Raw genomic sequence first — 26,811 nt, 5'->3', positions numbered from 1 at the left:
AGACTGTTATATTTTACACCTATTAACTAGACACTTATGATTAAAAAAACCTTTCTTTTATTACTATTAATGCTTACACTTTTCTCAAGTAATTCATTTTCTCAGAACTACTGGAACAGTACAAGTAGAAAAAATATTAATTCTCAAAAAAATAAAATTTTAAGCAGAGGAAACACACCACAAGAATACGTTTTGGCTTCCTTAAACTTAAATAGTTTTAAAAATCACTTAAATTTAAAGTCAAAAAATAGTAAAAGCATAATTGCTTTACCAAATTCAGATGGAAAACTAAAAAGGTTTACGATAAAAGAAACTTCATATTTAGCTGCAGATTTAGCTGCTAAATTCCCAATGATTAAGACCTATTCTGCTCAAGGAGTTGATGATCCAACTGCGGTAGCAAAAATCAGTATAGGTATTGATGGGTTGCATGCAATTATCTTGTCAGGAAATGAGGGCACCACATATATTGACCCTTTTACCAAGAATAGAAAAGAATATATTATTTATAAAAGAAAGCATTTAAAATCAAATGAAAATGATTTTAGATGTGAAATAGAAAATTCTGTTAAAGAAATTATATCAACTCCTTCTTTAAATAGAAATGCTAATGATGGTAAATTAAGAACTTATAAAATTGCAATTGCTTGTACAGGTGAATATTCTCAATTTCATTTAAATAGACAAAATATTGATCAATCAGCAACTGATGCTGAAAAAAAAGCAGCTATTTTATCTGCTATGAACACAACTATGGCTCGTGTGAACGGAATTTACGAAAGAGACTTAGCTATGAGAATGATTATTGTAAGTGATAATGAAAAGTTAATATTTTTAGATGCTACGACTGATGGATTAACTAATGATGATTCTTATGCTTTAATTGAAGAAAGTCAACAAAAATGTGATAATATAATTGGCGATGCAAATTACGATATTGGTCATACTTTTAGTACTGGTGGAGGTGGACTAGCATCTCAAGGATTATGTGTTTCAGGAGTAAAAGGAAAAGGTATTACTGGTAATGGACAACCTATTTCTGACCCTTTTGACATTGATTATGTTGCGCATGAAATAGGTCATCAACTTGGTGCTGGTCATACTTTTAATGGAACAGCAGGTAATTGTGGAGGTAACATAGGTGCTACATCTGTAGAACCAGGAAGTGGTACAACAATAATGGCATATGCGGGTATTTGTTCCCCTCAAAATGTACAAAATAATAGTGATGATTATTTTCATGCTATAAGTATTGCTCAAATGTGGAATCATATTCAGTCAAATCCTGGCTGTGCTACAATAACCGACACAGGTAATGCTGCTCCAACTGCAAATGCGGGTACAGATTTTAGCATTCCTAAGTCTACTCCTTTTGTTTTAAAAGGAACTGCTACTGATGATCAAAATGTTTCTAGCTTAACGTATAATTGGGAACAAATTGACACAGAGAGTGCCCCTGTGCCACTTGTTTCAACAACTACTAAAGGCCCTGCCTTTAGATCATTACCCTCAACTTCGTCTCCTAATAGATATTTCCCAACTTTACCTAATGTTATAAATGATAGTTCAAATGAATGGGAAGTTCTTCCTTCAGTTGCCAGAGAACTTAACTTTTCACTTACTGTAAGAGATAATAACTCTGGAGGAGGTAGTTCTGCAAGAGACGACATAGAAGTTACAGTAACTGATGCTGAGCCATTCATTGTAAATGTTCCTAACTCAAATGTTTCATGGGGAACAGGATCTACCCAGACAATTACATGGAATAAAGGAACTACTGATATCGCTCCTATTAACTGTACTAAAGTAAATATTAAACTTTCAACTGATGGTGGTTTAACTTTTCCTATTTTAATTAAAGGGGATACTCCTAACGATGGAACAGAAGAAATTACAATACCAAATAATGCTACTTCTTCTGCAAGAATAATGGTAGAAGCTGCTGATAATATTTTTTACAATGTAAATACATCTAACTTTTCGATATTACCTAATCCTGATTTTACTATTACAAATACAACAGGTGATTTATCGATTTGTAATAAAGCTGTTAACAAACAAATTTTCGCAATTGATTATAAAACTTTAATAGGGTTTAATGAGAATGTGATTTTTACGGTTACTGGTACACCTACTAATTCAACTTTTACACTTACCCCTTCTACAACAACAACAAGCGGAATTATCAATTTAACTGTTAGTAACCTAAATAATAGTGTTATTGGTGATTACACAATGAAAGTAACAGCAACGTCTGCTTCAATTACTAAAAACATAGATATCCTTTTTAATATAAACGACAATCTTTGTAAATCTATAGGAAATACTGATTCTCAAATTAGCACTACTCTTGTTAACTTTGGGGAAATAAATAATACATCTACTAAAACTACTGGTTACTCAGATTACAAATCAATTACGACTGAAGTTATAAAAGGAAATAAATATACTTTAAAAACTTCAGCTAATACTGATGGTAATAAAACTGTAAAAACTTTTGCATGGATAGATTGGAATCAAAACTGTCTATTTGACGCAGAGGAACAATATGATTTAGGAGAAACAATTAATAAAAACGGAGCGACAAGTAAAAGTGGTTTAGAGATTACAATACCTACAACTGCATTTATAGGAACAACTACCTTAAGAGTATCATCTAAATTAACTAGCATAGGTGATCCAAAGTCATGTGAATTAAATTTCAATGGAGAAGTTGAAGATTATACAATAACTATTACTCCTACTTATACTTTTACAAATACAACAGGTCATTTATCTATTTGTAATAAAGCTGTTAATGAACTAAGTTACACTTTAGATTATAAAACTTTTAATGATTTTAATGAAGATGTTAGTTTCTCAGTTACAGGAACCCCTGCAAATACCACCAGTGTATTTGACCCAACTTCGTCAAATGGAAGTGGTTCTATTAATTTAACTCTTTCAAACTTAAATAATGCAACTGTAGGTGACTATACAATGTCAGTTACCGCAACCTCAGCTTCTATTACTAAATCAGTTGATATTCTTTTTAACGTTAATGATAATATTTGTAAATCTTCAGGTAATTTAGAATCACAAATAAGTCTTACTAATGTAAAATTTGGAGAAATAGATAATACTTCAACAAAATCAACTGGATATTCTGATTTTAGATCAATATCTACAGGTGTAGTAAGAGGAGAAAACTATGATTTAAATACAATTATTAATACAGACGGAGACAATACTGTAAAAACATATGCTTGGATTGACTGGAATCAAAATTGTTTATTTGATGCAAACGAGACTTATGATTTAACATCAAACACTAGCGCTATAACTATTCCGGAAGATGCTATACTTGGTTCAACAATATTACGTATTTCTGTAAAATTGAATGAATTTTCACAATCATGTAAATCTAATTTCAATGGAGAAGTTGAAGATTATACAATAAACGTTGAAGAAAGTTTTGCAACAAACACTACTTTATTTACTGATTTAAAAATAGGTAAAGTACCATTACCTTTAAATGAAAAACTAACAGTTCAGTTTAAAGTAAAAGTTAAAGATTTAATTACAATTCGATTATTTAATTTAACCGGTCGACTAATAGATACTCAAACCTTCTCGACAGTTTCAAGTAGATTTAATAAAGAAATTCAATTTACAAAAGTAAGTTCAGGAATGTACTTTATTCAAATTGAAAATGGAGGGCAGATAAAAACAAAAAAAATAATCATTAAATAAAAAAATGATTCACATAAAAAAGCGAGCTATTAAGCTCGCTTTTTTTTTGTGAATATAATTCAAAAACTACAAGTTATACTTTACTGTAAACATTGCTATTCTTGGCTGAATTGCATAAGTTGAATTACTTACATAAATATCGTTACTACTATTTTGATTCAATCCATTTGAATTTAACAAATTGGTTGCGCTTAATTTATATTCCCATTTACTATCTTTTTTCTGATACGTTAAATCAGCTCTTAAAAATCCGTATTCATCTATTGTTTCCCCTTGATTAACAACTTTATTAAAAGTGTATTTAGAAGTAAATATAAACTCCTTTAAAAGAAAAATATCTAAATTAGCATAAGGACTGTGAGTTGTAAACGTATTTTTAATTCCCCCAATATCAGAATTATTAATTGAGACATTATAACCTACATCAAAATTTGGTGATTTTTTAAAGTTCGTGCTAAATTTTGAAGTATATGACTGTGAAAATGTTTTTGTTAATCGATTAGAAACTACATTTGTTTGGCGGTTCGAAATCAAACTATTCGCTTTAGAGAGTGAAACATTAGCACCTACACGAACTTTAAATTTTCTAAAACTCTTTTGAAAATTTGCCCTTACTGAAATCGTTTCATCTGGAAAAGCTGAGTTAACAGATGTTCTCACACTATTTACATCGATAAATTGCGTATTGCTTTTTATTACATCAGTACGTTTACTATAATTTATTATTCCATAAACATTGGTGTAATTAAACATATTAAAACTAAAATAGTTTAAGTTCACATTGTGATATAAGGAATTTTCTAGCTCTCTATTTCCTGAATACAAGCTATTATAATTGTTAAACACATATCCTTCTGCTAACTGATTTACATCGGTAAAACTAGTTTGCATACTATATGTTAATCGTAAGGTTTCAGATTTTTTTAAACTTATTTTAATTGAAGCATCAGGCAATATTTTTGTGAAACTATTTTTCAATTCAGAACCTAACTGTGTATTTTTAGATACATAATTATGAACAGTAAACCCTTGATTAAAAGTAAAAACTCCTGTTATAAACTTGTAATGTAAACCCGCATAAACATCTCTAAATGTAAAATCTACATTATTGATCGTACTAGGTTGGGCTATTATACTTTTATTACCTCCTAAAATCTCAAAAATATCTGAATTAAATTGTTGATTACTTTGCGTCGTACCTAGAGTAATGTTTAAATTACTTTTAGGGTTTATCACATAAAAATAATCTAGTTTAGCATCAAATTTATTGGTTTTTATTCTTTTATTTTGCCCTAGGTTATACGGACTTGCATTTACATCTGCTCCTATTAAATTTGCAAAAGACAATTTTTCTAATTCTGCATTGTAAAAAGGATCTTCATCTTGCCATAAGTGCAGCGCTTCAAAAGCAAAAATATTTTTTTCATTTAAAGTATAATAATACTTCAAGTTCTGATTGATAGAAAACGGACTCTGCTCTGAAATTTGATTAATTGGCACTATTTCATCTGTCGCATTCAAGTACGTTCTTGACGATAATGTATTTTGGAATTGTTTTTGTTTCGAAATTTTAGCAAAAACATCATAATCAAACTGATTATTACTGTTTGGCTTGTAACTTAAACTTATTTTAAACAATCCCAAATCACTAATCTGATTGGTTGTGTTTTGAGTTTTTTCTGTATCAATATATTTTACTGATGAAGGGTTATTTACATCATATGCAGGTAAGTTATTTTTATCTATCCCTGCATTCGAGTATACACGATTTGTAGCCTCTTCCATATCAGTTTCATTTCCTGAATAAATTGCAAACCCACTTAAATCCCATGTTTTCTTAGGTGAATAACTAAAGTTAGCCGCTCCAAATTTAGATTCAATTTCTTTTGCCCTATTATTCTTCATCGTTAAAAAAGAAATATCACTAGAACCTACATTAAAATTTGTTCCATTACTTTCACTTAATCCTCTAACCCCCCCCGTAAACTTAAAATAATCTCTCCTTGTAAAAGATACCTCACCGATATCATTTATATCTGTTATAATGTTTACACTGTATTTTGGATTGTAATAAAATAATTTTGGTGTTACAATATATCTATTGTTTGTCATTCCTACTCCTAAACCAGCAGTTACCTCACCAAACCAAAAATTTTTCTTTCCTTCTTTTAGTTTGATATTAATTACAATGTTGTCTTCATTATCGGTTACACTACTCATTTGACCAACTTCACTATGATTTTTTAAAACCTGAATCTTATCAATTGCATCAGCAGGAATATTTTTGGTTGCTATTTTAGTATCACCATCAAAAAAATCTTTTCCTTCAACCATAATCTTCTTTACCGCTTTCCCTTCTACTTCAATTTCACCATCATCATTTACTTCAACTCCTGGAAGATTTTCTAATATATCTCCTAATTTTTTTTCAGTACCATTTTTAAAGCTATCAGCATTGTAAACAATCGTATCTCCCTTTATAGTTACGGGCATCTTGTAAGTAATATTTACCTCATCTAAGCTATCATCTTTTTTTAGACTAATGTTTTTTATGATATCGATTTCACCTGTTTTTACAATAACATCAGAAGTTCTAAATCCGATGTAACTCATCTTAATACTATAGGTAGCATTTTTTTTAAGATTAAGTTTAAAGTTACCTTTTGAATCTGTAAAACCATAAGAGTCTAGTTTTTTTGTAACGGTATTAATAGCAATTGCATTTGCCATTTCTAAAGGAACTCCAATACTATCTTTAACAACTCCTTTTAGTGTTATTTGGGCATTGGTTATCCATGTAGTCAATAAAAAGACTATCAATAATGTGTTTTTCATGTATAAATGTGTGTGATTTTATTTTCTTATTATTTAAAAAAGACCTCTTCCTCCATTTCTTTTACCTCCTTTAAAAACGCTCTTTCATTTCTTCCATTTTCACTTTCATGATATCGGTATATTCTTTTCTAGTAACTTTTTTTCCTCTTTCTGGTTTTCTTATTTCAATCTTCTCTGACGGATTCATTGTAATTTTCGAACACAAAACAGTTGTTCTTCCTTCATTAACTTCTAAAATCAACCCTGGTACCCCCCGTAATTCCCAGGACCATTACTAACAGGTACTTGCGGAATATATCAAGCAGTAACGACTATTTATTTTTTAACTTTTGTTGAATCTTTTCTCGCTTCATTACGTTTAGGTCTTCACGTGCTTCTCCAATCAAAAGCATTGTTTTTCTTTACTAGAGTTGCTTTATAACACGTATGTTTCATTTCCTTATTCTAAATTATATTTTCGACATCTTCAGAAATTAAAGACTTTTGTCCAAAATATTCTGTTGCTTTCACCATCTGAAAACTCACTGAATATGTGCGTTATACTTGTGCTAACATCGACTAATATTTCTTGTTCTTTGTAAACAGATTCTTCTCTTATAAAACTTAAAACAAAAGTTTTCCCAACATACTTTTCATACGCTACTTTATTTTTTTCACTACTAAGACGTGTCTCAACCTCCAAAATCATTATCTATAGTTGTTTTGACTTGTATATTACCTTACTTTGAAAATTAGCTTATGAAAAAAATGTAGTAGCTGCACATAGAAAAAAAGGTTGTAAACTTTTTTATTTTATAACACTTAATTACAATTGTGTGTTAAGTTTTGGAAAATAAAAAGGTTTAATACTACCCTTGTATTTGAATACTAAATGAATTTCCATCTTTGTTTTTACGCTTACTCTTAAAACGTTCTATCATCTCTTTTGAATGTTTACCCATAATTTCATCAAACTTTTTTTGTGTTACTTTTTTCCCTTTTGAAGGTTCTTTAATTTGAATTTTATCTGATGGATTAAGTATTATTTCAGAACAAACAATTGTTAATTTCCCATCTTGAATTTCTAAAATTAACCCTGGTAATCCCCAAAAACCTTCAGGACCATTGCTAACCAGAATCTGAGTGGTATACCAAGCTGTTGTAATTATCGATGTTTTTTCTTTTTTTTCTTCCTTTTTTCCATCTGTCATAGAAAAACTTATTCTTTCTTCTTCTCTACTTTTTGTAGCCTTATAACAAGTATAATTTCCTATATTTTTAGTTTCTCCTGACATTTCCCAACCAAAATCTTCTAGTTTATCTTTTATTAAAAAACGTTTTCCGCTAATTTCAGTTTTATTTATATATTGTTTCGTTGCAATGTTTTTATATAAAACATCTGTTCCTCCTCCACTTCCTGCTATTACCATCTTAAACCCTCCAGAGCTAGTTTGTGGTGCTGATAGTTTTTTATTTTGCGTATACGTAGATTCTGATTTACTAAAATTCAACGTATAAGTTTGTTGGAACTGTTTTCTTAATTGCTCTTGTATTTTCTTTTGCATATCTGACTTTGGAGCACCTTTTCTTACATCCATTTTAAAGTCTACTTTTCTAAAAGTTTTATAAGTAGCTTTTCCTTGAAAATTTTGAGCGTAAATTGTTGTTACTAAAAACAACATTATTAAAAATATACCTTTTTTCATTTTTATAATTTTTCTATTACTTTGATTACCTTTTTAGCAATTTCAATTGTTCCTTCTAGATCTGATAAACTTCCTTTTATCTCAAAACTATGTATGTTATTGTTCTTTACATTAAACCCTAGAATTATTTTTTTATCTTTATTTATGTTTTCATTGAAAACATCTTTAATATCATTCCAATTAATACTTTTCAGTTCTTCAACAGAAAATCTTAAAGAATTTATGTTGCTTTCTTTTATTTCTGCTGTTGTAATATTTTCCTGAGAGGAAATAACACCCGATATGCATACTAATAAAATGGTAATATTTTTTTTCATGGTTTCTCTATTTATATTTTACAATACAAAGATGAATATAGAAATTATCCTTTAAAGTTAACTAGTGTTAACTAGTGTTAAGCTGCTATTTTAATTACACTTAACTGACTATCTTTGAATTATGAAGAACCGAAAATATCGTTTGATTTTATATTTTATTACAATAACTATACTTGCCACAATTATCATACAATTGTATTGGAATTATAAAAATTACGCAGAAAATAAAAGACAAGTAACCAATGAGATTCAATTGAGTTTAGATAATGCTGTAGAAGAATATTATTCATCTTTAGCTAAAAATGATTTCTTAACAATAATAAACCCAAAAAACAATTATAGTCATGAAAAATCATTTAAAAATAGCTATGTTGGTGAAATTTTAAACAAAAAAACAAAAAAAAAATCTAAAAAAGAAAAGCCTAGAGTTACCATTAACAATTTTAAATTTAGCTCGGGAGACATGTCTAAAAGGCAAATAGATTCTATGATGAATTCAGCTAAAGAGTTTAATTTAGAGATCGATTCGTTAAGTAACAAAAAAGAAGATTCAACTATAATAGTTACTCAAAAAGGATATAATATTAAAACTGAAATAAAATATTTTAGAGGAAAAAGAGCAGCAGACAGTTTAAAATTTTTCACATATTTAAAACCTATATTTATTTCATTTCTGGATCAATCTGTTGAATATAAAAAAATAGATTCTTTAATTAAAAACCAATTAAAGCAAAAAAAAATTGATTTAAAAACAAGTTTTCATCATTTAAAAAATGATACACTTTTTCATGAAACAAAAAATTCTTTATTGAATTCTGATATATTTTCTGTAAGCTCCAAATCAACTTTTGTTAAAAAAAATGAAGCTTTCAAATTAATCTATAACAATCCAAATATTGAAACTTTAAAAAGAAGTTCTACAGGCATTCTGTTATCACTTTTACTGTCTCTTGCAGTTATTTCTAGTTTATTTTATTTATTAAAAATCATCAATCAACAAAAAGAATTAGCAGAAATTAAAAACGATCTAATCAGTAATATCACTCATGAATTTAAAACACCAATTACAACTATTTCAACTGCAATTGAAGCTATCGAAAGTTTTAACATGATTAATGATAAAGAGAAAACTAAAAAATACCTTTCAATTTCTTCTGGTCAGTTAAAGAAACTACAGCTAATGGTGGAGAAATTATTAGAAACTGCAACTTTAGATAGTGAAAACCTACTATTAAAAAAAGAACCCATTAATTTAATTGACTTGACCGATAAGCTTACTAAAAAACATCAATTAATTACGCCAAACAAAACTATTGAATTTTCAAGCAATATTACAGGGTTAGAAAAAAACATTGATCCTTTTCATTTTGAAAATGCTATTTCAAATTTGATTGATAATGCCATAAAATATGGGGGTAATAATATAGAAATCAATATTAATTCTGTTTTAAATAATTTAGAAATTTCTATAGCTGATAATGGAAAAGGAATTGAAAAAAATCAACAAGAAAAAATATTTGAAAAATTTTATCGGGTTCCAAAAGGAAATACACATGACGTAAAAGGTTTTGGAATTGGTTTATACTACACAAAAAAAATTATTGAAAAACATAATGGATCTATTTCTTTATTTTCTAATTCTAAGCAAACAGCTTTTAAAATAACATTACTTGATGACTAAAAAAATAAAAGTTTTATTAGCTGAAGATGAACCTAGTTTAGGACAAATTATAAAAGAAAGTTTAGAAACTAGAAATTTTGAAGTTTCTCATGCGTTAAATGGAGAAGAAGCTTATCATTTATATCAAAAAGAACAGCCCGAAATTTTAGTTTTAGATGTGATGATGCCAAAAAAAGATGGTTTTACATTAGCCAAAGAAATTCGGCAAGAAAACAAACATATTCCTATTATTTTTTTAACAGCAAAATCACAAACTAAAGATGTTTTAGAAGGATTTGAACATGGAGGAAATGACTATTTAAAGAAACCTTTTTCTATGGAAGAGTTAATTGTTCGTATTCATTCTTTATTAAATAGGAATCAGTTAAAAATAAGTTCCGAAAAAATAGTTATTGGTAATTTTATATTTAATCACAACAAACAAGCGTTATTTTTTAATTCAAAATCTGAATTACTAACTCATAGAGAGTCTGAATTACTCTTCCATCTTTTTAAAAATAAAAATGAGATACTAGACAGATCTTTTATCCTTAAAAAGCTATGGGGTAATGATGATTTCTTTAATGCAAGAAGTATGGACGTGTTTATTTCTAAACTAAGAAAAAAGTTAAAAAAAGATGAATCAATTCAAATAGTTAACATTCGTGGCTATGGTTATAAATTGATTTGTTAAAACCTTTTGAAATCCCTTTTTTTATGTAATTTTACAGTCTTGAAATTTAAAAACTATGCATGTAGCAATTGCCGGAAATATTGGCGCAGGTAAAACCACTTTAACCCAATTATTAGCAAAACATTATAACTGGGACCCTCATTTTGAATCTGTTGATGAAAATCCTTATTTAGATGATTTTTATGGAGAAATGGAAAGATGGTCTTTTAACCTACAAGTTTTCTTTTTAAATAGCCGCTTTCGTCAAGTTTTAGAATTAAGAAAATCTGGTAAAAAAATAATTCAAGACAGAACAATTTACGAAGATGCTCATATTTTTGCTCCTAACTTACACGCAATGGGCTTAATGACAAATCGTGATTATAGTAACTATTCATCATTATTCGAGTTAATGGAAAATTTGGTAACTCCACCAGATTTATTAATATATTTACGTGCTGATATTTCTACACTTGTAGGTCAAATACACAAACGTGGTCGTGAATACGAAAACTCAATTAGTATTGATTATTTAAGCCGATTAAACGAGCGCTACGAAGCTTGGGTTAGTAAATATACTAAAGGAAAGTTGTTAATTATTGATGTTGACAATTTAGATTTCGTTAAAAATCAAGAAGATTTAGGCTCTATTATTGATCGAATAGATGCTCAAATTAATGGTTTATTTTAAAATATTTTGTAATTTTTTTCATATTCTTATTACATTAACCTAACAGTACTCTTTCTTATATCCATCTGTTCTCTATAGCTATTCAATTTCACTTATTAAGTTATTTTCAGAAACCTTAGCTAGCGTTATAATATTAAGATACAAAATTAATATCTTAACCCGTATTTCATTAATAAAAAGCCAGCTAATTAAGCTTTATTACTCGATATTTAATTGAAGGCTTTTTGTGAATATACACAACCCATCTGACTATATTTCAAGAACTTAACACCTCCCTAGTCAAAAATTATCTGACACTATTATTAAGAAACTCTTTACATTGTTTTTAATATAGGTTTTATCTAAAAATAGTTTGTAGAAAATTGCCTTTTATCTGTTTTTGAATATAAATAATTAAAAATTCTAAAACCTATTCAATTGAGACAGATAATAAAATGTAATTACTTCAATTCCAATCATTATTGATGTTCTTTTTGAAAGGTTTCTTAAAAGGAATTTACCAACAATCTTATTATATTCTTTACAGAATCAATCAACAGTACAAAATATTTCTGTAATTTTAGGGAAGATTAACATATATATCCCCCGTTATTATAAAATGTCTAAGTATACGCTGATACGATTACTATTTGTAACTCTATTTGTATTTAATATTGGTTGTACCAATCAATCTAAACTAACAAATAACCAAGAAATTAAACTCTCTTATGAATGTTTTATTGATTACCATAACGCCTACAGTATACAAAAATTAGAAAAAATTCCATTTAAATATCTCTGTGATATTAACTTCCCTTTTTTTAATGGCAGTATATGGATTAAAATAAAACTAAGTAATCTATCTTATCAAAAAAAAGAGCTTGTTATTTTTAATAACGATATTATTAACAGGAGCTACAAATTTTATCAACTCGACACGAATAATAATAAAATTTATTTTACAGAAACGAATACTAGTAATGATAATCGTTCATTTAACTTTTCTAAACCTAACTTCAAAGTTACTTTAGCTCCCAATGAGGAATCTGTTTTTTTTATTCACGCTCAAAGTGACGGAAGAGCTATACGAGCAACTCCCTTAATAAAATCTCTCCCTGAATTTATTAAAACAGTTCGTAACGAAACCATTAAAAATATTTTCTTCTTCGGGGTTATTTTTATCATTCTTCTCATAAATATTTTTTATTGGACTCTTTTCAAAAAGAAAGTTTACTTATTTTATACATGTTATATCTTTTTCACCTCTCTATTTTACCTTGGTTTTGATGGTTATCTTTTTAATATTGGTCTTCCTTTATTTATAGTAGAACAACTAATTTTTGTTTTATTAAAATGTATGATTTTATTTCTTCTTTTATTTAGTGCTAATTTTTTAAATATTAATCACTCACACCCTAAATCCTACAAATTTTTAAAAAACAACTCTGCTCTATTAATGCTAGTAATATTAAGCTATCAAATATTATTTTGTACTAAAGAAATAGGTAAAATACACTTTATAGAGTTTGTTTTTGGGCTTCTATGGTTATCCTTACTAATTGTAATGATAATTACAGCTTCTAAAAAACAGAAAATGCAAACTCGTTATTATCTTATTGCAATGTTATTTGTTCTTTTTTTTGTTTTTATAGGTATTTTAAATATTTATTTTGCAACTGAAACAACTGGTAAATTTTACTTCAAAATTGGTACTACCATCGAATTTATAATCTTTACCTACACTACCGCAAAAATATTAGGTAAGAATAATGGTAAAACTTCATTATATGCACATCAAAAAGAGTTATTACAAAAGTCAAATAACGAATTACAATCAAAACTGATTAAAGCAAATAACAACCGCATTCAAAAATCAGATTTTCTAAGTATTTTTAAATTACTTGAATCAAATATAACTCGAGAAGAAGAGTGGGTCTCTTTTAAAAATAAATTTCAAGAGTTTAATCCTGATTTTTTCACAAACCTTTATGAAAAACACCCCAATTTAACTAAAACTGAAATTAGACTACTTACACTCGTAAAAATAGGTTTCACCCAAAAAGAAATCTCTAATATTTTATTTATTGCAGAAAGTAGTGTTAAAAAAGCCAAACAGCGAGTTAGAAAAAAAATTATTCTTTGTTCAAAAATTACCCTCACTAATTACTTAGCTACTTTTTAATTAAAATAAACCCCTTAAAAACAGGAGCTTTAATCATTTGTCTCCTCATTTGTCTCCCCTCCAAAATAAGATAAAATGGAAGTTTTTTTATAGGTTTGACAGTAAATAACCAAAAAAATTATTGAATACACTTCTTATTATAAAATTGTATTAAGTTAAGTGTAATAGATTATTGAACACATAATAATAGGCAGCCGAAAACACTATTATGTTAAAAAAACTGAAGAGTAGGTATCAATTAAAAGCTAAATAAATGCTACAAAAAACTTATTAATATAATATTTCTTAAAAATTTAAACCAATCTTAAAAATAAAAACATGAAAACTGTAAATCTATTTAAATCTCTAACTAGAGAAAAATTACAAACTATTAAAGGTGGTATAATTACTACTTCAAAACACACCACCGTTGTTGATCTAGGAAATGAAGACGATGAAGATGATGATGAAGGTGGTTGTTACTATAACAGGGCTTGCTACTGGAAAAACAAACACTAGTATTATGCCTTAATTATTAAAGACTGGTATTAACTAAATAATAACCCTATTTTATAACTTAAAGAAAATGAAAACTGTAAATCTATTTGAATCTCTAACTAGAGAAAAATTACAAACTATTAAAGGTGGTACAATTGCTACTTCAAAACACACTACCGTTGTTGATATAGAAGAGGAAGACGATGAAGATGATGATGAAGGTGGTGTTACTATGACAGGGCTTGCTACAGGAAAAACAAGTCCTATTATTAAAACTTAATTATTAAAGACTGGTATTAACTAAATACTAACCCTATTTTATAACTTAAAAAAAAGAAAATGAAAACTGTAAATCTATTTGAATCTCTAACTAGAGAAAAACTACAAACTATTAAAGGTGGTACAATTGCTACTTCAAAATACACTTCTATTGTCGACATAGATAATGAGGATGATGAGGATGATGAAGATGGTGGTATTACTATAACAGGGCTTGCTACAGGAAAAACAAGTCCTATTATTAAACCTTAATTATTAAAGACTGGTATTAACTAAATACTAACCCTATTTTATAACTTAAAACAAGAAAATGAAAACTGTAAATCTATTTGAATCTCTAACTAGAGAAAAGTTACAAACTATTAAAGGTGGTACAATTGCTACTTCAAAACACACTACTGTTGTTGATCTAGAGAATGAAGACGATGAAGACGATGATGAAGGTGGTGTTACTATAACAGGGCTTGCTACTGGAAAAACAAACACCAGTATTATGCCTTAAATATTAAAGACTGGTATTGACTAAATACTAACCCTATTTTATAACTTAAAACAAAAAAATGAAAACTGTAAATCTATTTGAATCTCTAACTAGAGAAAAGTTACAAACTATTAAAGGTGGTACAATTGCTACTTCAAAACACACTTCTATTGTTGATATAGATGATGAGGATGAAGAGGATGCGGATGATGATGAGATCACTGCTCCTATTGGTAGTATTACCATTCGAAAAACAAAACCTTAAAGTAAAAAAACCTGAGTTTTATACATTATTATAATTAAAATAATATTCAACAACATAAGGTTTCGAAATAATCAGTTGTATACTAGAATTTTACAACTAATTATAGGATCAAAAATATATTAATTTAAAAATATTAACATGAAATTTAGAATCATCTACCTTTTTGCTTTTATTGGATTTTTAGCATGTACAACAGAAGACAGTTTAGAAGAAATTAGTGAAAAAGAAATGCAAATTTTTAAAAAAACATCTTCTCTAGAGAAAAACAAAAAATCTCCTTGGTACTCCCCTACCATATCTGGTTGTGGAGAAGGATTCAAGGTTACAATACAAACGGGAACTGGTGGAAATGCTCCCTTAGATCAATTATTTTATTATCAAATATTTTTAGCTGATACTTACCCTGGAGGACCAATAGTAGATTCAGGAGCAATCTCTGGAGGAGAAAACACCAATTGGGTTTTAGAGCCATGTACAGAATATGTATTTGTTTTTTATAATACTTTTTCGTCTCCAACTATACCTGTAACAGGTATTTCAGATGGTTGTGGGGGAATATTTATTTGCTAGATAACTCAAAATAAATAATAACCTCATAGCAATTATAATTACTGTACAAGATATTTATAATTGATATAAGTATATCATAAACAATTTATTTTTCAAAAAAAAACAGACACCCATAATCAGTAATTAAATGTTATTACAAAAACTATAGGTAGCCGAAAATATAGTTTTTATTGATACAATAATTAAGAGTAGGCAATAAAATTAAATAATTATATTATGATTTCTTTTAAAAAATTTGAAAACAAAAAAACAGACCTAAGTAAAATTACTGGAGGGCTTCCTAACTATGAAGTAACTTCTGGTGTTGACAATGAAACAGGTGAAGATACTTCTGACTTAGTTGGAAGATGTTTTGGATCAAACCCCAATAATGGTACTTATGTTGATGCTAGTTACAGAAGAAGGTAATTCCTTTTCAATTATTAACCACCGTATAATACGGTGGTTTTATTAGTATAATAAATACTTAAATGCTTAAAAAAAAAGTAAAAAATCCAAAAATACTGATTATATCTTCTGAAGAAGATACTAATTTTAAAGCTATAACCGAATGGCTAATGCATTACAAAGCTGATTTCTTTTGTATTAACACCTATAAAGATACAGTAAGTATTCATGATTATGATATGCAAACACAAGCCCTATCTTTACTAATAGAAGAAAATGAAAAGGAATATATTTTAAATTTTAAAAAATTACAAACCGTATTTATACGAAATGGAATACTCAATTTTAAAATCAACCCTGTTTCTAATAATTCAATAAAAGATTCAATATTAGATTATATTCATTATTACGAACGTTCACTTAATGAATTTCTTGAATATCATTTTTGCACAAAATATAATGTAATAGGGTTATGGGGTGATGCCTTTATAAACAAACTTATTGTATTAGAACAAGCAAAAAAGATAGGTTTTAAGATTCCTGATACATACTTAAAAACAGAAATGAATACCTTAAATGATGAAACCTCTTATATTTCTAAGACACTTGCAGCACCGCTGATAACAGAATCTGAAACACAAAAATTCTTAACCTACACTGCAAGATTAGATAAATTATTATTTCCTGAAAAAATTATGACTTCGCTTATTCAAAAAGAAATTAAAAAATTATTTGAAATAAGAGTTTTCGTTTTTTTAAAGAAGGTGTATGCTATGGCTATTTTCTCTCAAATGAACAAAGAATCTGTTGTTGATTACCGTGTTTATAACAATGATAAACCATACTTAGACGAGCCATATATTATTCCAAACTCCCTAAAAGAAAAGTTATTTAATTTAATGGATGTTTTAAAATTAAATACTGGATCATTTGATTTTATGTACACAGAATCTGGTGAATACTATTTTTTAGAAGTAAACCCCGTTGGTCAATTCGGATATTTAGGAAAGGTTTGCGGTGTAGATTTAAATAAAGTAATTGCTGAAGAAATTATAGACTTATGAAAAACAAAAAGGAATATATAAAAATTATGAGGAAATATAAATTTCCTGCTGATGTTTTAAATGTTGGTGCTTTTTTAAAGAAAAGTAAGAAAAAAAAAGAAAGAAAATATTTCTACTCAGAAATAAGCAGAGCAAATTGGAGTTCTTTTATAGCTCCTACAAAAAAAATAATTTAACCATGTACGGAATTTCAACAGGTATAACAATAACCAAAGGACACAAACAAAGTATACTTGCTAATTTCAAAAATGGAGACATGTTTCATTTAGATAATAATGAGATAACCGAAATTGACAAATTAATAACACAACGTTTTTTTAAAAAAAAAGACATATCTATCGAATTATTTATTTTTTTATCAGAAAATAGAATGATTTATAAAATTCAACAAGGCATTGAACAACACTTTCCTAAACAAAAACAGATATATGAATCTAAACATAAAATTGAGTACCTAACGCTAACTTATTCAAATATTACCTATTTAAACAAAACTATTCAAATATGTAATACCCTTAAAATACCTAGCCTACTCATTCAAGTAAACGATAATATAATTGATCTGTTAGAAAAATTAATAGAAAAAAAAACCTATCCAGAATCAGTAACAATAATAACTAATAATAAATCCATTTTAGCTAGAAAAAACCTTTTTAGAATATTAATTACTGAAGAAAACCTTGGTTCGTTTACAAACAGAGATACTATTGATTTAAATTACCCTCTATTTATAGAATCTCATTCTTATCATAACTATTTTAATAAAAAAATCCATATCACTTTTAATGGTGAGATTAAAAACACTCCTGAATCACCTGAATCATTTGCAAACCTTAAAGAAAAAGATTTTACAGAAAAAATTTCAAAAGCAATTATTAGTAAAAAATTTCAAAAATACTGGAAAGTACATAAAGATATATGTGATGTTTGTAAAAATTGTGAATTCAGATACATGTGTGTAGATAATAGAATTCCACAGCAACGAAAATTAAATGAATGGTACCACAAAACGGAATGTAATTATAATCCATTTATTGCAAAATGGAAAAAAGAAAAAGGATATAAATCTCTTGAAAAAACAGGAGTTATAAGTAATCATAATAAGTTTTTCATAAGTCATTTAGAAAAAAAGACTTGCTAAAAAACTTATTCTAACCCTCTTTTAAATTCACTTAATAAAATAGCCGTTGCTGTAGCAACATTTAAACTTTCTGTTTGTTGATTTTCTCCAAATCGTGGTATTGTTAACTTATGCTTTACTATTTCTGATACTTCGTTTGAAATACCGTTTGCTTCGTTACCCATAACAAGGATTGCTTTTTCAGGCAGCGATACTTTATATACATTACTACCCTCCATATCTGCGGTATAAACAGGTAACTTAGTATTTGATAAAAACTCTGGTAAATCAACATAAGAAATATTAACTCTTGTTAAAGACCCCATAGTAGATTGCACAACTTTTTGATTATAACAATCAACTGTATTCTTCGAGCAAACCAATTCTGAAATACCAAACCAATCACACAAACGAATAATGGTTCCTAAATTACCGGGATCATTCACTTCATCTAAAGCTACAGTAAAGTTATCTTTATTTACATTAATCTTTTCAGGTATTTTAAACAACCCTAAAACTTTATTAGGATTCTTTAATGTGCTAATTTTTTTTAATTCCAAATCTGTAATAACTGTAAAATCTACCTCGCTAAGTGCTAAAAAAGATTCATCTGTAGTAAAAATATGTGATACTTTAATAGTAGAACTTAACAACTCCATTATTACCTTTATCCCTTCAGCTACAAATAAATTATGCTTCTGTCTATACTTTTTTTGCTGTAAACTTGTTATTAACTTCAGGTTGTTTTTAGATAAACTCATTATTATTTTTTTAACACATTATAACCACTAAAAAACAGTATTTTTGATATTTAAAACACGAGCCGTAAAGTTAATGAAAAAACTTTCTTCCTTCTTTTTATTAGTAATATTATTCAGTTCGTGTAGTACGATAAAATATGTAAAAGAAAATGAATTATTGCTATCAAAAAACACTATTTATGTTGATAGTATAAAAAATTCAAATGAAAGTATTACTGAATTCTTACTACAACAGCCTAATGCTAAAGCTTTAGGTATACCACTATCTTTATATTTTTATAACCTAGGAAATCCTGATGCTCCAGAAACCCCAAGTGAATGGGGTAAAAAACATTTAAAAGCCTATTCTTTTTTTAAAAAAACATTTTCAGAAAAACAAAGTATTTCTGTTGCTAAAACTTTTATTGGCTTAAATCAATGGTTTTTAAATAGCGGTCAGGCACCGATTATTATTAATGATAAAAAGACAAAAAAAACAGTAGCTAGTCTAACTTCCTATTTCCTAACAGAAGGTTATTTCAAATCAAAAATCACTTCAAAAAAGGACACTATTGGTAAAAGAAAAGGAGAAATATCTTATTTTATTACTAAAGGAAAACCTTCTTTTTTAGGCACTATTAATTCTAAAATATCTTCTCCTGTATTAAATTCTTTATACAGCCAATCAAAACAAAAAAGTTTTCTTAAATCTGGTAACCAATATAAAGATGGTAACTTCATTAAAGAAGCAAACCGTTTAGTAAAATTATTTAGAAACAAAGGAATATATCATTTTAATGAAAATTATATTTCATTTGAAATTGATACACTTATAAACTATGAAAAAACAGCTGTTGAAATTAACATTTCAGACAGAGTTATTCCTTTTAAAATTCAAAAAATAAAAAAGATTAATATTTATACTGATTACACTTATAATAAAAGAGATTCAGTTCATAATGATACAATGCAATATAAAGGCTTTAATTTTTATGCTCACAAAAAATTAAAATACAATCCAAAATACTTATCTCAATCATTATTTATTAAACCTAACACAGTTTATAGTGATTCCTTAAAGAATTTAACAAGAACACACCTAAGAGGTTTAAAAAACTTTAAATCAACCTCTATTCGTTATAATGAATTAAGTGACGATGAACTAGAAGCTAATATATTTTTAACACCTATTGAAAAATACACTTTAGGTTTTGATACAGAATTATCTCGCTCAAATATTCGTAATTTTGATGTTTCTTTAAAGTTTTCTTTAATAAATAGAAATACATTTAAAGGTTCTGAAATTTTTAAACTCTCAACTTTCGGTTCTTATTTTAATTCAAACAACGGTCCTGGGTGGGAAATTGGTGCTGACGTTTCTTTAGAGGTTCCTCGTTTTATGGCTCCTTTCGGTTTACATAAGTTTGTTCCTAAAAGAATGTCTCCTAGAACAAAATTTTTCGTTGGTGGGGGGATTCAGAAAAATATAGGTTTAGATAAGCAAAACATCTCTGTTGGTTTAGATTACAAATGGAATTTCAACAAAAAAAAATCTATCCAATTAGAATTATTTAATACTCAATATATTCGAAACTTAAATGTTGAAAATTATTTTAATGTTTACTCTTCAGAATATTCAAAGCTAAAAGAAGTAGATAACGCAACTACTACATATACACTCCCCTCTAGTGATTCTCCAAATGTTTTGCAATTTATGAGGAATGTTATTAATGATAGTTCTTTTGCTACTACGAATCCTTTAGAGTACCGAAGTAATCTTAACATTTTTAATAGATATAACATTATTACTTCTGATTTTTTAATTCCAGAAATCGCATATAGCTTCACATACAACAATCAAGAAAACATTAAAGATGCTAATTTTTCTTTTTTAAAACTGAGAATTGCCAACTCTGGAAATGTTATGGGTCTATTATCAAAAAAAATAAATAGTAGAGGTCAAAAAACTGTTTTTAAAATACCTATTGCCCAATATTTCAAAACCGACATTGAATATAAAAAGTATTGGAACTTAGGTAACAATACTGTATTAGCTCATAGAACTTTTTTAGGTGCCATTATTACTTACGATAAATCAAGTATTCCTTTTTCTCGTAGTTATTTTGCTGGAGGATCAAATGACATTAGGGCTTGGAGAACTTACGACTTAGGGCCAGGAGCTCGACAACCTGGATTAGAGTATAATATTGGTAGTTTAAAATTTTTATCAAGTTTCGAATACCGATTTGATTTATTAGGTTCTTTAAAAGGGGCTTTATTTGTTGATGCTGGTAATATTTGGGACATTACCAATTCTCAATACATAGAAGAATCTTCTAAATTTAAAAACATTAAATCATTAACCAATATGGCAGTTGGTGCTGGTTTTGGTTTTAGATATGACTTTAAGTTTTTAATTGCCCGATTAGACCTAGGCTTAAAAGTACATGAACCTTACCTAAATAATAATAAATGGTTTAAAAACTTTAATTTCTCTAGTTCTGTTTTAAATATTGGTATTAACTACCCTTTCTAACTACAACGTTATCGCTAAAAATTATCGCATTTTTGCTAAAAAAGTGTAAATTTGTCGTTCAAAACAACCATTAACTAAAAATTAAATAATGATAAAAGCTGGAGTCGCAACTGGAAAAGAAGTTCAAGAAATATTTCAATTAGCTAAAGATAAAAACTTCGCTTTACCCGCTGTGAATGTTGTAGGTTCTAGTACGGTAAACACTGTTTTAGAAACCGCAAAAGAATTAAACGCTCCTGTAATTATTCAATTTTCTAATGGAGGAGCACAATTCAATGCTGGAAAAGGATTATCAAATGAAAACCATAAAGCTGCTATAGTTGGAGCTGTTGCTGGAGCAAAACACGTTCATTTATTAGCAGAGGCCTATGGTATACCTGTAATTCTACACACAGATCATGCAGCTAAAAAATTATTACCTTGGATTGATGGTTTACTAGATGCTAGTGAGCAATTTTACAAAGAAACAGGAAAATCTCTTTATAGCTCTCATATGATTGACTTATCAGAAGAGCCTATTGAAGAAAATATTGAGATTTGTAAAGCATATTTAGCTCGTATGAGTAAAATAGGAATGACTTTAGAAATTGAATTAGGTATTACTGGAGGTGAAGAAGATGGTGTTGACAACTCTGATGTAGACGTTTCTAAGTTATATACTCAACCCGAAGAAGTAGCTTTTGCTTATGAAGAATTAATGAAAGTAAGCGATCAATTTACAATTGCTGCTGCTTTTGGTAATGTTCATGGTGTTTACAAGCCAGGTAACGTAAAATTAACTCCAAAAATTTTAAAGAACTCTCAAGAATACATCTCAGAGAAGTACAATGTTCCTAACAATTCAATTGATTTTGTTTTTCACGGAGGATCAGGTTCTACTTTAGAAGAAATTAGAGAGGCTATTGGGTATGGTGTTATTAAAATGAATATAGATACTGACTTACAGTATGCTTTTACAGAAGGGGCACGTGATTATATATTAGAGAAAAAAGAATATTTAGCTAGTCAAATTGGAAACCCTGACGGAGCAGATCAACCAAATAAAAAATACTATGACCCTCGTAAATGGTTACGAGAAGGTGAATTAACTTTTAAAGCGCGTTTAAAAAAGGCTTTTGAAGATTTAAATAATGTAAACACACTATAAGAACTCTAATTTTAGAGTAACGAAGCACTTAGAACCTTCTAAGTGCTTTTTTTTATTTATAAAAAGTAAAGTTCATAAAAATAATTTACATTTGTCGTCACCCCTTCTCATTAATATGAATGAGTTAATCAATAATAAACAACAAAATATAAACTAAACTATGGCTTGGTTTAAACGTAAAGACAAGGGTATTCAAACCCCAACAGAAGAAAAAAAAGACACACCTAAAGGCTTATGGTATAAAACACCAAGCGGTAAGGTAATTGATACTGAAGAACTAAAAAAGAACTTATATGTAAGTCCAGAAGATGGATATCATGTTCGTATTGGAAGTCATGAGTATTTTGAACTTTTTTTTGATGATAATAAATTTAAAGAATTAAACTCTAAACTAACATCAAAGGATCCTTTAAAGTTCGAAGACACTAAAAAATACCCAGATCGTTTAAAAGCTGCTCAGAAAAAAACAGGTTTAAAAGACGCTGTTCGTACAGCTGTAGGAAAATCTAATGGTAAAGACATTGTTGTTGCTTCTATGGATTTTGCTTTTATCGGTGGATCAATGGGAAGTGTTGTAGGTGAAAAAATAGCCAGAGCTATTGACTATTCTATTAAAAACAAACTTCCTTTCTTAATGGTTTCAAAATCTGGAGGTGCACGTATGATGGAGGCTTCTTTATCATTAATGCAATTGGTAAAAACTTCTGCAAAATTAGCGCAATTAGCAGATGCTAAAATTCCATATATATCATTATGTACTGATCCAACAACAGGAGGAACGACAGCTTCGTTTGCAATGCTAGGTGATATTAATATCGCTGAACCAAATGCTTTAATTGCTTTTGCTGGACCACGTGTTGTTAAAGATACTACTGGTAAAGAACTACCTGAAGGTTTCCAACGTTCTGAATTTGTTTTAGAACATGGATTCTTAGATGGAATCTACGAGCGTAAAAACTTAAAAAAACAAATAAATTTATATATAGATTTGATACAAAATCAACCTATAAGAGCATAAATTTAAGAGCCAGCATTTGCTGGCTTTTTTGTTTCATTTACGTAACAAAAAACACGTATTCCTATACATTTCAAATTAAAAATTATTTGTACATTTGCAGCTTCGATGAATAGCTCATTGATGTACATAAAAATCATTTAAATAATATTGGAATGTATTTAACAAAAGAAGTAAAAGAAGGATTATTCGAAAAACACGGTAAAGGTAAAGCTGATACTGGTACTTCGGAAGGACAAATCGCATTGTTCACTTTTAGAATCAACCACTTAACAGAGCACTTAAAAAAGAATCGTAAAGATTTTAACACAGAGCGTTCATTAGTAAAGATGGTAGGTAAACGTAGAAGTTTACTAGATTACTTAAAGAAAACTGAAATCAACAGATATCGTGCGATTATCATAGAATTAGGAATTAGAAAATAATTCTTACAAAAAAGAGGCTCTATAAACGTGCCTCTTTTTTTTTTAAAAAAAATTCATTTCTATCTAACTAATAGAAATTTATATAAAAAACTCAAAATTTTTAACAACAATTTTGAATTTCCATTGCAACAACAAACAATAACAACACAACAACAAACAATTTAAAAATTTAGAATTAAAATTTATGATTCCAAAAGTATTTAGAGAGGTCATTGACCTTGGAGATGGAAGAACCATCTCATTAGAAACCGGTAAATTAGCAAAACAAGCACACGGTTCGGTTGTTGTTCAAATGGGAAAAGCAATGTTGTTATGTACAGTAGTATCTAACTATAAACAAAGTCCTGTAGATTTTTTACCTTTAACGGTAGACTATAGAGAAAAATTTGCTGCCGCAGGAAGATATCCTGGAGGATTCTTTAAAAGAGAAGCAAGACCAAGTGATGGAGAAGTATTAACAATGCGTTTAGTAGACCGTGTTTTACGTCCATTATTTCCAAAAGATTACCATTCAGAAGTACAAGTAATGATCCAATTAATGTCTCATGATGAAGATGTTATGCCAGATGCATTAGCAGGTTTAGCAGCATCAGCAGCTATTCAATTATCTGATTTCCCTTTCGAATGCCCTATTTCTGAAGCACGTGTTGCAAGAGTAAATGGTGAATTCGTTATCAATCCAAATAGAGCACAATTAGCTGAATCTGACATCGATATGATGATTGGAGCTTCTGCAGATTCTGTAATGATGGTTGAAGGTGAAATGGATGAAATTTCTGAAGAAGAAATGGCAGACGCAATTAAATTTGCTCACGAATCTATTAAGATTCAATGTGCTGCTCAAGTTCGTTTAGCTGAAGCTTTCGGTAAGAAAGAAACTAGAGAATACGAAGGAGAAAGAGAAGACGAAGAATTAGCTGTAAAAATAAATGACTTTTGTTACGACAAATGTTATGCAATTGCTAAAAAAGGAACTTCTAAAGCAGAACGTTCAGCTGCTTTTTCTGAAGTAAAAGAAGAATTAAAAGCTTCATTCACAGAAGAAGAATTAGCAGAATATGGTGATTTAGTTGGGAAATATTTCAACAAATCTCAAAAAGTAGCAATCCGTGAATTAACTTTATCGGAAGGTTTACGTTTAGATGGTCGTAAGACTGATGAAATCAGACCAATTTGGTGTGAGGTAGATTATTTACCATCAACACATGGTTCTTCAATTTTTACTCGTGGAGAAACTCAAGCATTAGCTACTGTTACTTTAGGTACATCAAGAGATGCTAATAAAATAGATATGCCATCTTACGAAGGTGAAGAGAACTTCTATTTACACTATAACTTCCCTCCTTTTTGTACAGGTGAAGCAAGACCATTAAGAGGAACTTCAAGAAGAGAAGTTGGTCATGGTAACTTAGCCCAACGTGGATTAAAAGGAATGATTCCAGATGATTGTCCTTATACAGTAAGAGTTGTATCTGAAGTTTTAGAATCTAACGGTTCTTCTTCAATGGCTACTGTTTGTGCTGGTACAATGGCTTTAATGGATGCAGGTGTTAAAATGACAAGACCTGTTTCTGGTATTGCAATGGGATTAATTTCTGACGGAGATCGTTACGCAGTTTTATCTGATATTTTAGGTGATGAAGATCACTTAGGAGATATGGACTTTAAAGTAACTGGTACTTCTGAAGGAATTACTGCTTGTCAAATGGATATTAAAGTAAAAGGGTTAGGTTACGAAATTTTAGTGAATGCACTAAAACAAGCTCGTGATGGTCGTTTACATATTTTAGGGAAATTAACTGATACTATTTCTTCTGCAAACGAAGAGGTTAAAGAGCATGCTCCTAAAATGATTAACAGACGTATTCCTAATGATATGATTGGTGCATTTATTGGGCCAGGAGGTAAACATATTCAAGAATTACAGAAAGAAACAGGAACTACTATTGTAATTACTGAAGACGCTGTAACTGAAGAAGGAATTATCGAAATTTTAGGAACAGATCCAGCAGGAATTGAGCAAGTTATTACTCGTATCGAGTCAATGTTGTTTAAGCCGCAAGTTGGTAGCGCTTACGAAGTAAAAGTAATTAAAATGCTAGATTTTGGTGCTGTTGTAGAATATGCAGAAGCTCCAGGAAACGAAGTTTTATTACACGTTAGTGAATTAGCTTGGGAACGTACAGAAAATGTATCTGATGTAGTTAACATGGGAGATGTTTTTGATGTGAAGTACTTTGGTCAAGACCCTAGAACTCGTAAAGAAAAAGTTTCTCGTAAAGCATTGTTGCCAAAACCAGAAGGTTATGTAGCAAGACCACCTAGAGATGACAAACGTTCTGGTGGACGTGATAACAGAAGCAGAGATAATCGTCGTGACGATAGAAAGCCTAGAGAAGACAGAAAACCTAGAGAAGAGAAAAAAGAAGATTAAATAATATTTTTCTTATAAATTCAAAAAAGGCAACCAAATGGTTGCCTTTTTTTTATTCAAAAGTTATTACTGAAAAAAAAGTTATCCTTCTTACTAAAGAATTTGTTATTAGATCAT

25 protein-coding genes are annotated in these 26,811 nt (G+C 28.7%); 20 read left to right on the top strand and 5 right to left on the bottom strand.

Annotation, left to right across the window (positions count from 1 at the left end):
• The first annotated feature begins 36 nt into the window (after nucleotides 1-36).
• Nucleotides 37-3,732: a GEVED domain-containing protein gene (locus tag CXF68_RS07475; RefSeq protein ID WP_101043769.1), complete on the top strand. Its 3,696-nt coding sequence runs from the start codon at nucleotides 37-39 to the stop codon at nucleotides 3,730-3,732.
• A 66-nt stretch (nucleotides 3,733-3,798) separates the two neighbouring features.
• Here the strand turns inward: CXF68_RS07475 and CXF68_RS07470 are convergent, their stop codons facing one another.
• The 4 genes from CXF68_RS07470 to CXF68_RS07455 all read right to left on the bottom strand — a co-directional run bounded on the left by CXF68_RS07470 (nucleotide 3,799) and on the right by CXF68_RS07455 (nucleotide 8,569).
• Complete coding sequence (locus tag CXF68_RS07470) at nucleotides 3,799-6,567, bottom strand: carboxypeptidase-like regulatory domain-containing protein (protein WP_101043768.1); 2,769 nt, start codon at nucleotides 6,565-6,567, stop codon at nucleotides 3,799-3,801.
• A 466-nt stretch (nucleotides 6,568-7,033) separates the two neighbouring features.
• Nucleotides 7,034-7,255 carry a hypothetical protein gene (locus tag CXF68_RS20815; protein ID WP_101043767.1) on the bottom strand — a complete coding sequence of 74 codons (222 nt, stop codon included), beginning with the start codon at nucleotides 7,253-7,255 and terminating at the stop codon, nucleotides 7,034-7,036.
• Between the two features lie 160 nt (nucleotides 7,256-7,415).
• On the bottom strand, nucleotides 7,416-8,252 hold the full coding sequence (locus tag CXF68_RS07460; protein WP_101043766.1) for a GLPGLI family protein: 837 nt from the start codon (nucleotides 8,250-8,252) through the stop codon (nucleotides 7,416-7,418).
• 2 nt (nucleotides 8,253-8,254) lie between these two features.
• Complete coding sequence (locus CXF68_RS07455) at nucleotides 8,255-8,569, bottom strand: hypothetical protein (protein WP_101043765.1); 315 nt, start codon at nucleotides 8,567-8,569, stop codon at nucleotides 8,255-8,257.
• 121 nt (nucleotides 8,570-8,690) lie between these two features.
• On the opposite strand from CXF68_RS07455, the gene CXF68_RS07450 reads away from it, so the two are divergent.
• The 14 genes from CXF68_RS07450 (at nucleotide 8,691) to CXF68_RS07385 (ending at nucleotide 18,418) form a co-directional block, all read left to right on the top strand.
• The gene (locus tag CXF68_RS07450; protein WP_101043764.1) at nucleotides 8,691-10,250 is read left to right on the top strand and encodes a sensor histidine kinase KdpD; all 1,560 of its coding nucleotides are present in this window, start codon (nucleotides 8,691-8,693) and stop codon (nucleotides 10,248-10,250) included.
• A complete protein-coding gene (locus CXF68_RS07445; RefSeq protein WP_101043763.1) occupies nucleotides 10,243-10,923 on the top strand; it encodes a response regulator transcription factor in 681 nt (226 codons plus the stop codon). The genes CXF68_RS07450 and CXF68_RS07445 overlap by 8 nt, the downstream gene beginning before the upstream one ends.
• A 55-nt stretch (nucleotides 10,924-10,978) precedes the next feature.
• Nucleotides 10,979-11,593: a deoxynucleoside kinase gene (locus CXF68_RS07440; protein ID WP_101043762.1), complete on the top strand. Its 615-nt coding sequence runs from the start codon at nucleotides 10,979-10,981 to the stop codon at nucleotides 11,591-11,593.
• Between the two features lie 598 nt (nucleotides 11,594-12,191).
• Entirely contained in the window at nucleotides 12,192-13,754 is a 1,563-nt protein-coding gene (locus tag CXF68_RS07435; protein ID WP_101043761.1) for a 7TM diverse intracellular signaling domain-containing protein, read from the top strand.
• Between the two features lie 318 nt (nucleotides 13,755-14,072).
• The gene (locus CXF68_RS07430) at nucleotides 14,073-14,252 is read left to right on the top strand and encodes a hypothetical protein (protein WP_101043760.1); all 180 of its coding nucleotides are present in this window, start codon (nucleotides 14,073-14,075) and stop codon (nucleotides 14,250-14,252) included.
• Nucleotides 14,253-14,319: 67 nt separating this feature from the next.
• Nucleotides 14,320-14,511 carry a hypothetical protein gene (locus CXF68_RS07425; RefSeq protein ID WP_101043759.1) on the top strand — a complete coding sequence of 64 codons (192 nt, stop codon included), beginning with the start codon at nucleotides 14,320-14,322 and terminating at the stop codon, nucleotides 14,509-14,511.
• Nucleotides 14,512-14,570: 59 nt separating this feature from the next.
• Nucleotides 14,571-14,762 carry a ComC/BlpC family leader-containing pheromone/bacteriocin gene (locus CXF68_RS07420; RefSeq protein WP_101043758.1) on the top strand — a complete coding sequence of 64 codons (192 nt, stop codon included), beginning with the start codon at nucleotides 14,571-14,573 and terminating at the stop codon, nucleotides 14,760-14,762.
• 58 nt (nucleotides 14,763-14,820) lie between these two features.
• Nucleotides 14,821-15,012 carry a hypothetical protein gene (locus CXF68_RS07415; RefSeq protein WP_101043757.1) on the top strand — a complete coding sequence of 64 codons (192 nt, stop codon included), beginning with the start codon at nucleotides 14,821-14,823 and terminating at the stop codon, nucleotides 15,010-15,012.
• A gap of 58 nt (nucleotides 15,013-15,070) precedes the next feature.
• Nucleotides 15,071-15,256 carry a hypothetical protein gene (locus tag CXF68_RS07410; RefSeq protein ID WP_101043756.1) on the top strand — a complete coding sequence of 62 codons (186 nt, stop codon included), beginning with the start codon at nucleotides 15,071-15,073 and terminating at the stop codon, nucleotides 15,254-15,256.
• 138 nt (nucleotides 15,257-15,394) lie between these two features.
• Nucleotides 15,395-15,826: a hypothetical protein gene (locus tag CXF68_RS07405; RefSeq protein ID WP_101043755.1), complete on the top strand. Its 432-nt coding sequence runs from the start codon at nucleotides 15,395-15,397 to the stop codon at nucleotides 15,824-15,826.
• A gap of 216 nt (nucleotides 15,827-16,042) precedes the next feature.
• Nucleotides 16,043-16,234: a hypothetical protein gene (locus tag CXF68_RS07400; protein WP_101043754.1), complete on the top strand. Its 192-nt coding sequence runs from the start codon at nucleotides 16,043-16,045 to the stop codon at nucleotides 16,232-16,234.
• A 62-nt stretch (nucleotides 16,235-16,296) separates the two neighbouring features.
• A complete protein-coding gene (locus CXF68_RS07395) occupies nucleotides 16,297-17,277 on the top strand; it encodes a hypothetical protein (RefSeq protein ID WP_101043753.1) in 981 nt (326 codons plus the stop codon).
• A gap of 26 nt (nucleotides 17,278-17,303) precedes the next feature.
• Nucleotides 17,304-17,453 carry a hypothetical protein gene (locus tag CXF68_RS07390; RefSeq protein WP_198553768.1) on the top strand — a complete coding sequence of 50 codons (150 nt, stop codon included), beginning with the start codon at nucleotides 17,304-17,306 and terminating at the stop codon, nucleotides 17,451-17,453.
• A gap of 2 nt (nucleotides 17,454-17,455) precedes the next feature.
• A complete protein-coding gene (locus CXF68_RS07385; RefSeq protein WP_101043751.1) occupies nucleotides 17,456-18,418 on the top strand; it encodes a hypothetical protein in 963 nt (320 codons plus the stop codon).
• A gap of 5 nt (nucleotides 18,419-18,423) precedes the next feature.
• Here CXF68_RS07385 and CXF68_RS07380 read toward each other — a convergent pair whose 3' ends face one another.
• On the bottom strand, nucleotides 18,424-19,158 hold the full coding sequence (locus tag CXF68_RS07380; protein ID WP_101043750.1) for an RNA methyltransferase: 735 nt from the start codon (nucleotides 19,156-19,158) through the stop codon (nucleotides 18,424-18,426).
• 73 nt (nucleotides 19,159-19,231) lie between these two features.
• Between CXF68_RS07380 and CXF68_RS07375 the strand changes: the two genes are divergently transcribed.
• The 5 genes from CXF68_RS07375 to CXF68_RS07355 all read left to right on the top strand — a co-directional run bounded on the left by CXF68_RS07375 (nucleotide 19,232) and on the right by CXF68_RS07355 (nucleotide 26,694).
• A complete protein-coding gene (locus CXF68_RS07375; protein WP_101043749.1) occupies nucleotides 19,232-21,673 on the top strand; it encodes a BamA/TamA family outer membrane protein in 2,442 nt (813 codons plus the stop codon).
• Nucleotides 21,674-21,761: 88 nt separating this feature from the next.
• Entirely contained in the window at nucleotides 21,762-22,820 is a 1,059-nt protein-coding gene (fbaA, locus tag CXF68_RS07370) for a class II fructose-bisphosphate aldolase (protein WP_101043748.1), read from the top strand.
• 160 nt (nucleotides 22,821-22,980) lie between these two features.
• A complete protein-coding gene (gene accD / locus CXF68_RS07365) occupies nucleotides 22,981-23,838 on the top strand; it encodes an acetyl-CoA carboxylase, carboxyltransferase subunit beta (RefSeq protein WP_101043747.1) in 858 nt (285 codons plus the stop codon).
• Between the two features lie 152 nt (nucleotides 23,839-23,990).
• Nucleotides 23,991-24,260, top strand: coding sequence for a 30S ribosomal protein S15 (rpsO, locus tag CXF68_RS07360; RefSeq protein ID WP_101043746.1), 270 nt, complete (start codon nucleotides 23,991-23,993; stop codon nucleotides 24,258-24,260).
• Nucleotides 24,261-24,444: 184 nt separating this feature from the next.
• A complete protein-coding gene (locus tag CXF68_RS07355; RefSeq protein ID WP_101043745.1) occupies nucleotides 24,445-26,694 on the top strand; it encodes a polyribonucleotide nucleotidyltransferase in 2,250 nt (749 codons plus the stop codon).
• The last annotated feature ends 117 nt before the right edge of the window (nucleotides 26,695-26,811 follow it).

It is taken from the genome of Tenacibaculum sp. Bg11-29 (assembly GCF_002836595.1).
Taxonomy (GTDB): Bacteria; Bacteroidota; Bacteroidia; order Flavobacteriales; family Flavobacteriaceae; genus Polaribacter.
This window is presented reverse-complemented; position numbering and strand designations above follow the sequence as displayed.

What these genes read in the sequence shown, in the direction of transcription:
- CXF68_RS20815 (WP_101043767.1), bottom strand. Translation starts at nt 7,255, where the DNA reads ATGATTTTGGAGGTTGAGACACGTCTTAGTAGTGAAAAAAATAAAGTA.
- CXF68_RS07375 (WP_101043749.1), top strand. Translation starts at nt 19,232, where the DNA reads ATGAAAAAACTTTCTTCCTTCTTTTTATTAGTAATATTATTCAGTTCG.
- CXF68_RS07475 (WP_101043769.1), top strand. Translation starts at nt 37, where the DNA reads ATGATTAAAAAAACCTTTCTTTTATTACTATTAATGCTTACACTTTTC.
- CXF68_RS07460 (WP_101043766.1), bottom strand. Translation starts at nt 8,252, where the DNA reads ATGAAAAAAGGTATATTTTTAATAATGTTGTTTTTAGTAACAACAATT.
- CXF68_RS07435 (WP_101043761.1), top strand. Translation starts at nt 12,192, where the DNA reads ATGTCTAAGTATACGCTGATACGATTACTATTTGTAACTCTATTTGTA.
- CXF68_RS07455 (WP_101043765.1), bottom strand. Translation starts at nt 8,569, where the DNA reads ATGAAAAAAAATATTACCATTTTATTAGTATGCATATCGGGTGTTATT.
- CXF68_RS07380 (WP_101043750.1), bottom strand. Translation starts at nt 19,158, where the DNA reads ATGAGTTTATCTAAAAACAACCTGAAGTTAATAACAAGTTTACAGCAA.
- CXF68_RS07470 (WP_101043768.1), bottom strand. Translation starts at nt 6,567, where the DNA reads ATGAAAAACACATTATTGATAGTCTTTTTATTGACTACATGGATAACC.
- CXF68_RS07395 (WP_101043753.1), top strand. Translation starts at nt 16,297, where the DNA reads ATGCTTAAAAAAAAAGTAAAAAATCCAAAAATACTGATTATATCTTCT.
- CXF68_RS07430 (WP_101043760.1), top strand. Translation starts at nt 14,073, where the DNA reads ATGAAAACTGTAAATCTATTTAAATCTCTAACTAGAGAAAAATTACAA.
- CXF68_RS07355 (WP_101043745.1), top strand. Translation starts at nt 24,445, where the DNA reads ATGATTCCAAAAGTATTTAGAGAGGTCATTGACCTTGGAGATGGAAGA.
- CXF68_RS07405 (WP_101043755.1), top strand. Translation starts at nt 15,395, where the DNA reads ATGAAATTTAGAATCATCTACCTTTTTGCTTTTATTGGATTTTTAGCA.
- CXF68_RS07440 (WP_101043762.1), top strand. Translation starts at nt 10,979, where the DNA reads ATGCATGTAGCAATTGCCGGAAATATTGGCGCAGGTAAAACCACTTTA.
- CXF68_RS07390 (WP_198553768.1), top strand. Translation starts at nt 17,304, where the DNA reads ATGAGGAAATATAAATTTCCTGCTGATGTTTTAAATGTTGGTGCTTTT.
- fbaA (WP_101043748.1), top strand. Translation starts at nt 21,762, where the DNA reads ATGATAAAAGCTGGAGTCGCAACTGGAAAAGAAGTTCAAGAAATATTT.
- CXF68_RS07410 (WP_101043756.1), top strand. Translation starts at nt 15,071, where the DNA reads ATGAAAACTGTAAATCTATTTGAATCTCTAACTAGAGAAAAGTTACAA.
- CXF68_RS07445 (WP_101043763.1), top strand. Translation starts at nt 10,243, where the DNA reads ATGACTAAAAAAATAAAAGTTTTATTAGCTGAAGATGAACCTAGTTTA.
- CXF68_RS07420 (WP_101043758.1), top strand. Translation starts at nt 14,571, where the DNA reads ATGAAAACTGTAAATCTATTTGAATCTCTAACTAGAGAAAAACTACAA.
- CXF68_RS07415 (WP_101043757.1), top strand. Translation starts at nt 14,821, where the DNA reads ATGAAAACTGTAAATCTATTTGAATCTCTAACTAGAGAAAAGTTACAA.
- rpsO (WP_101043746.1), top strand. Translation starts at nt 23,991, where the DNA reads ATGTATTTAACAAAAGAAGTAAAAGAAGGATTATTCGAAAAACACGGT.
- CXF68_RS07450 (WP_101043764.1), top strand. Translation starts at nt 8,691, where the DNA reads ATGAAGAACCGAAAATATCGTTTGATTTTATATTTTATTACAATAACT.
- CXF68_RS07400 (WP_101043754.1), top strand. Translation starts at nt 16,043, where the DNA reads ATGATTTCTTTTAAAAAATTTGAAAACAAAAAAACAGACCTAAGTAAA.
- CXF68_RS07425 (WP_101043759.1), top strand. Translation starts at nt 14,320, where the DNA reads ATGAAAACTGTAAATCTATTTGAATCTCTAACTAGAGAAAAATTACAA.
- CXF68_RS07385 (WP_101043751.1), top strand. Translation starts at nt 17,456, where the DNA reads ATGTACGGAATTTCAACAGGTATAACAATAACCAAAGGACACAAACAA.
- accD (WP_101043747.1), top strand. Translation starts at nt 22,981, where the DNA reads ATGGCTTGGTTTAAACGTAAAGACAAGGGTATTCAAACCCCAACAGAA.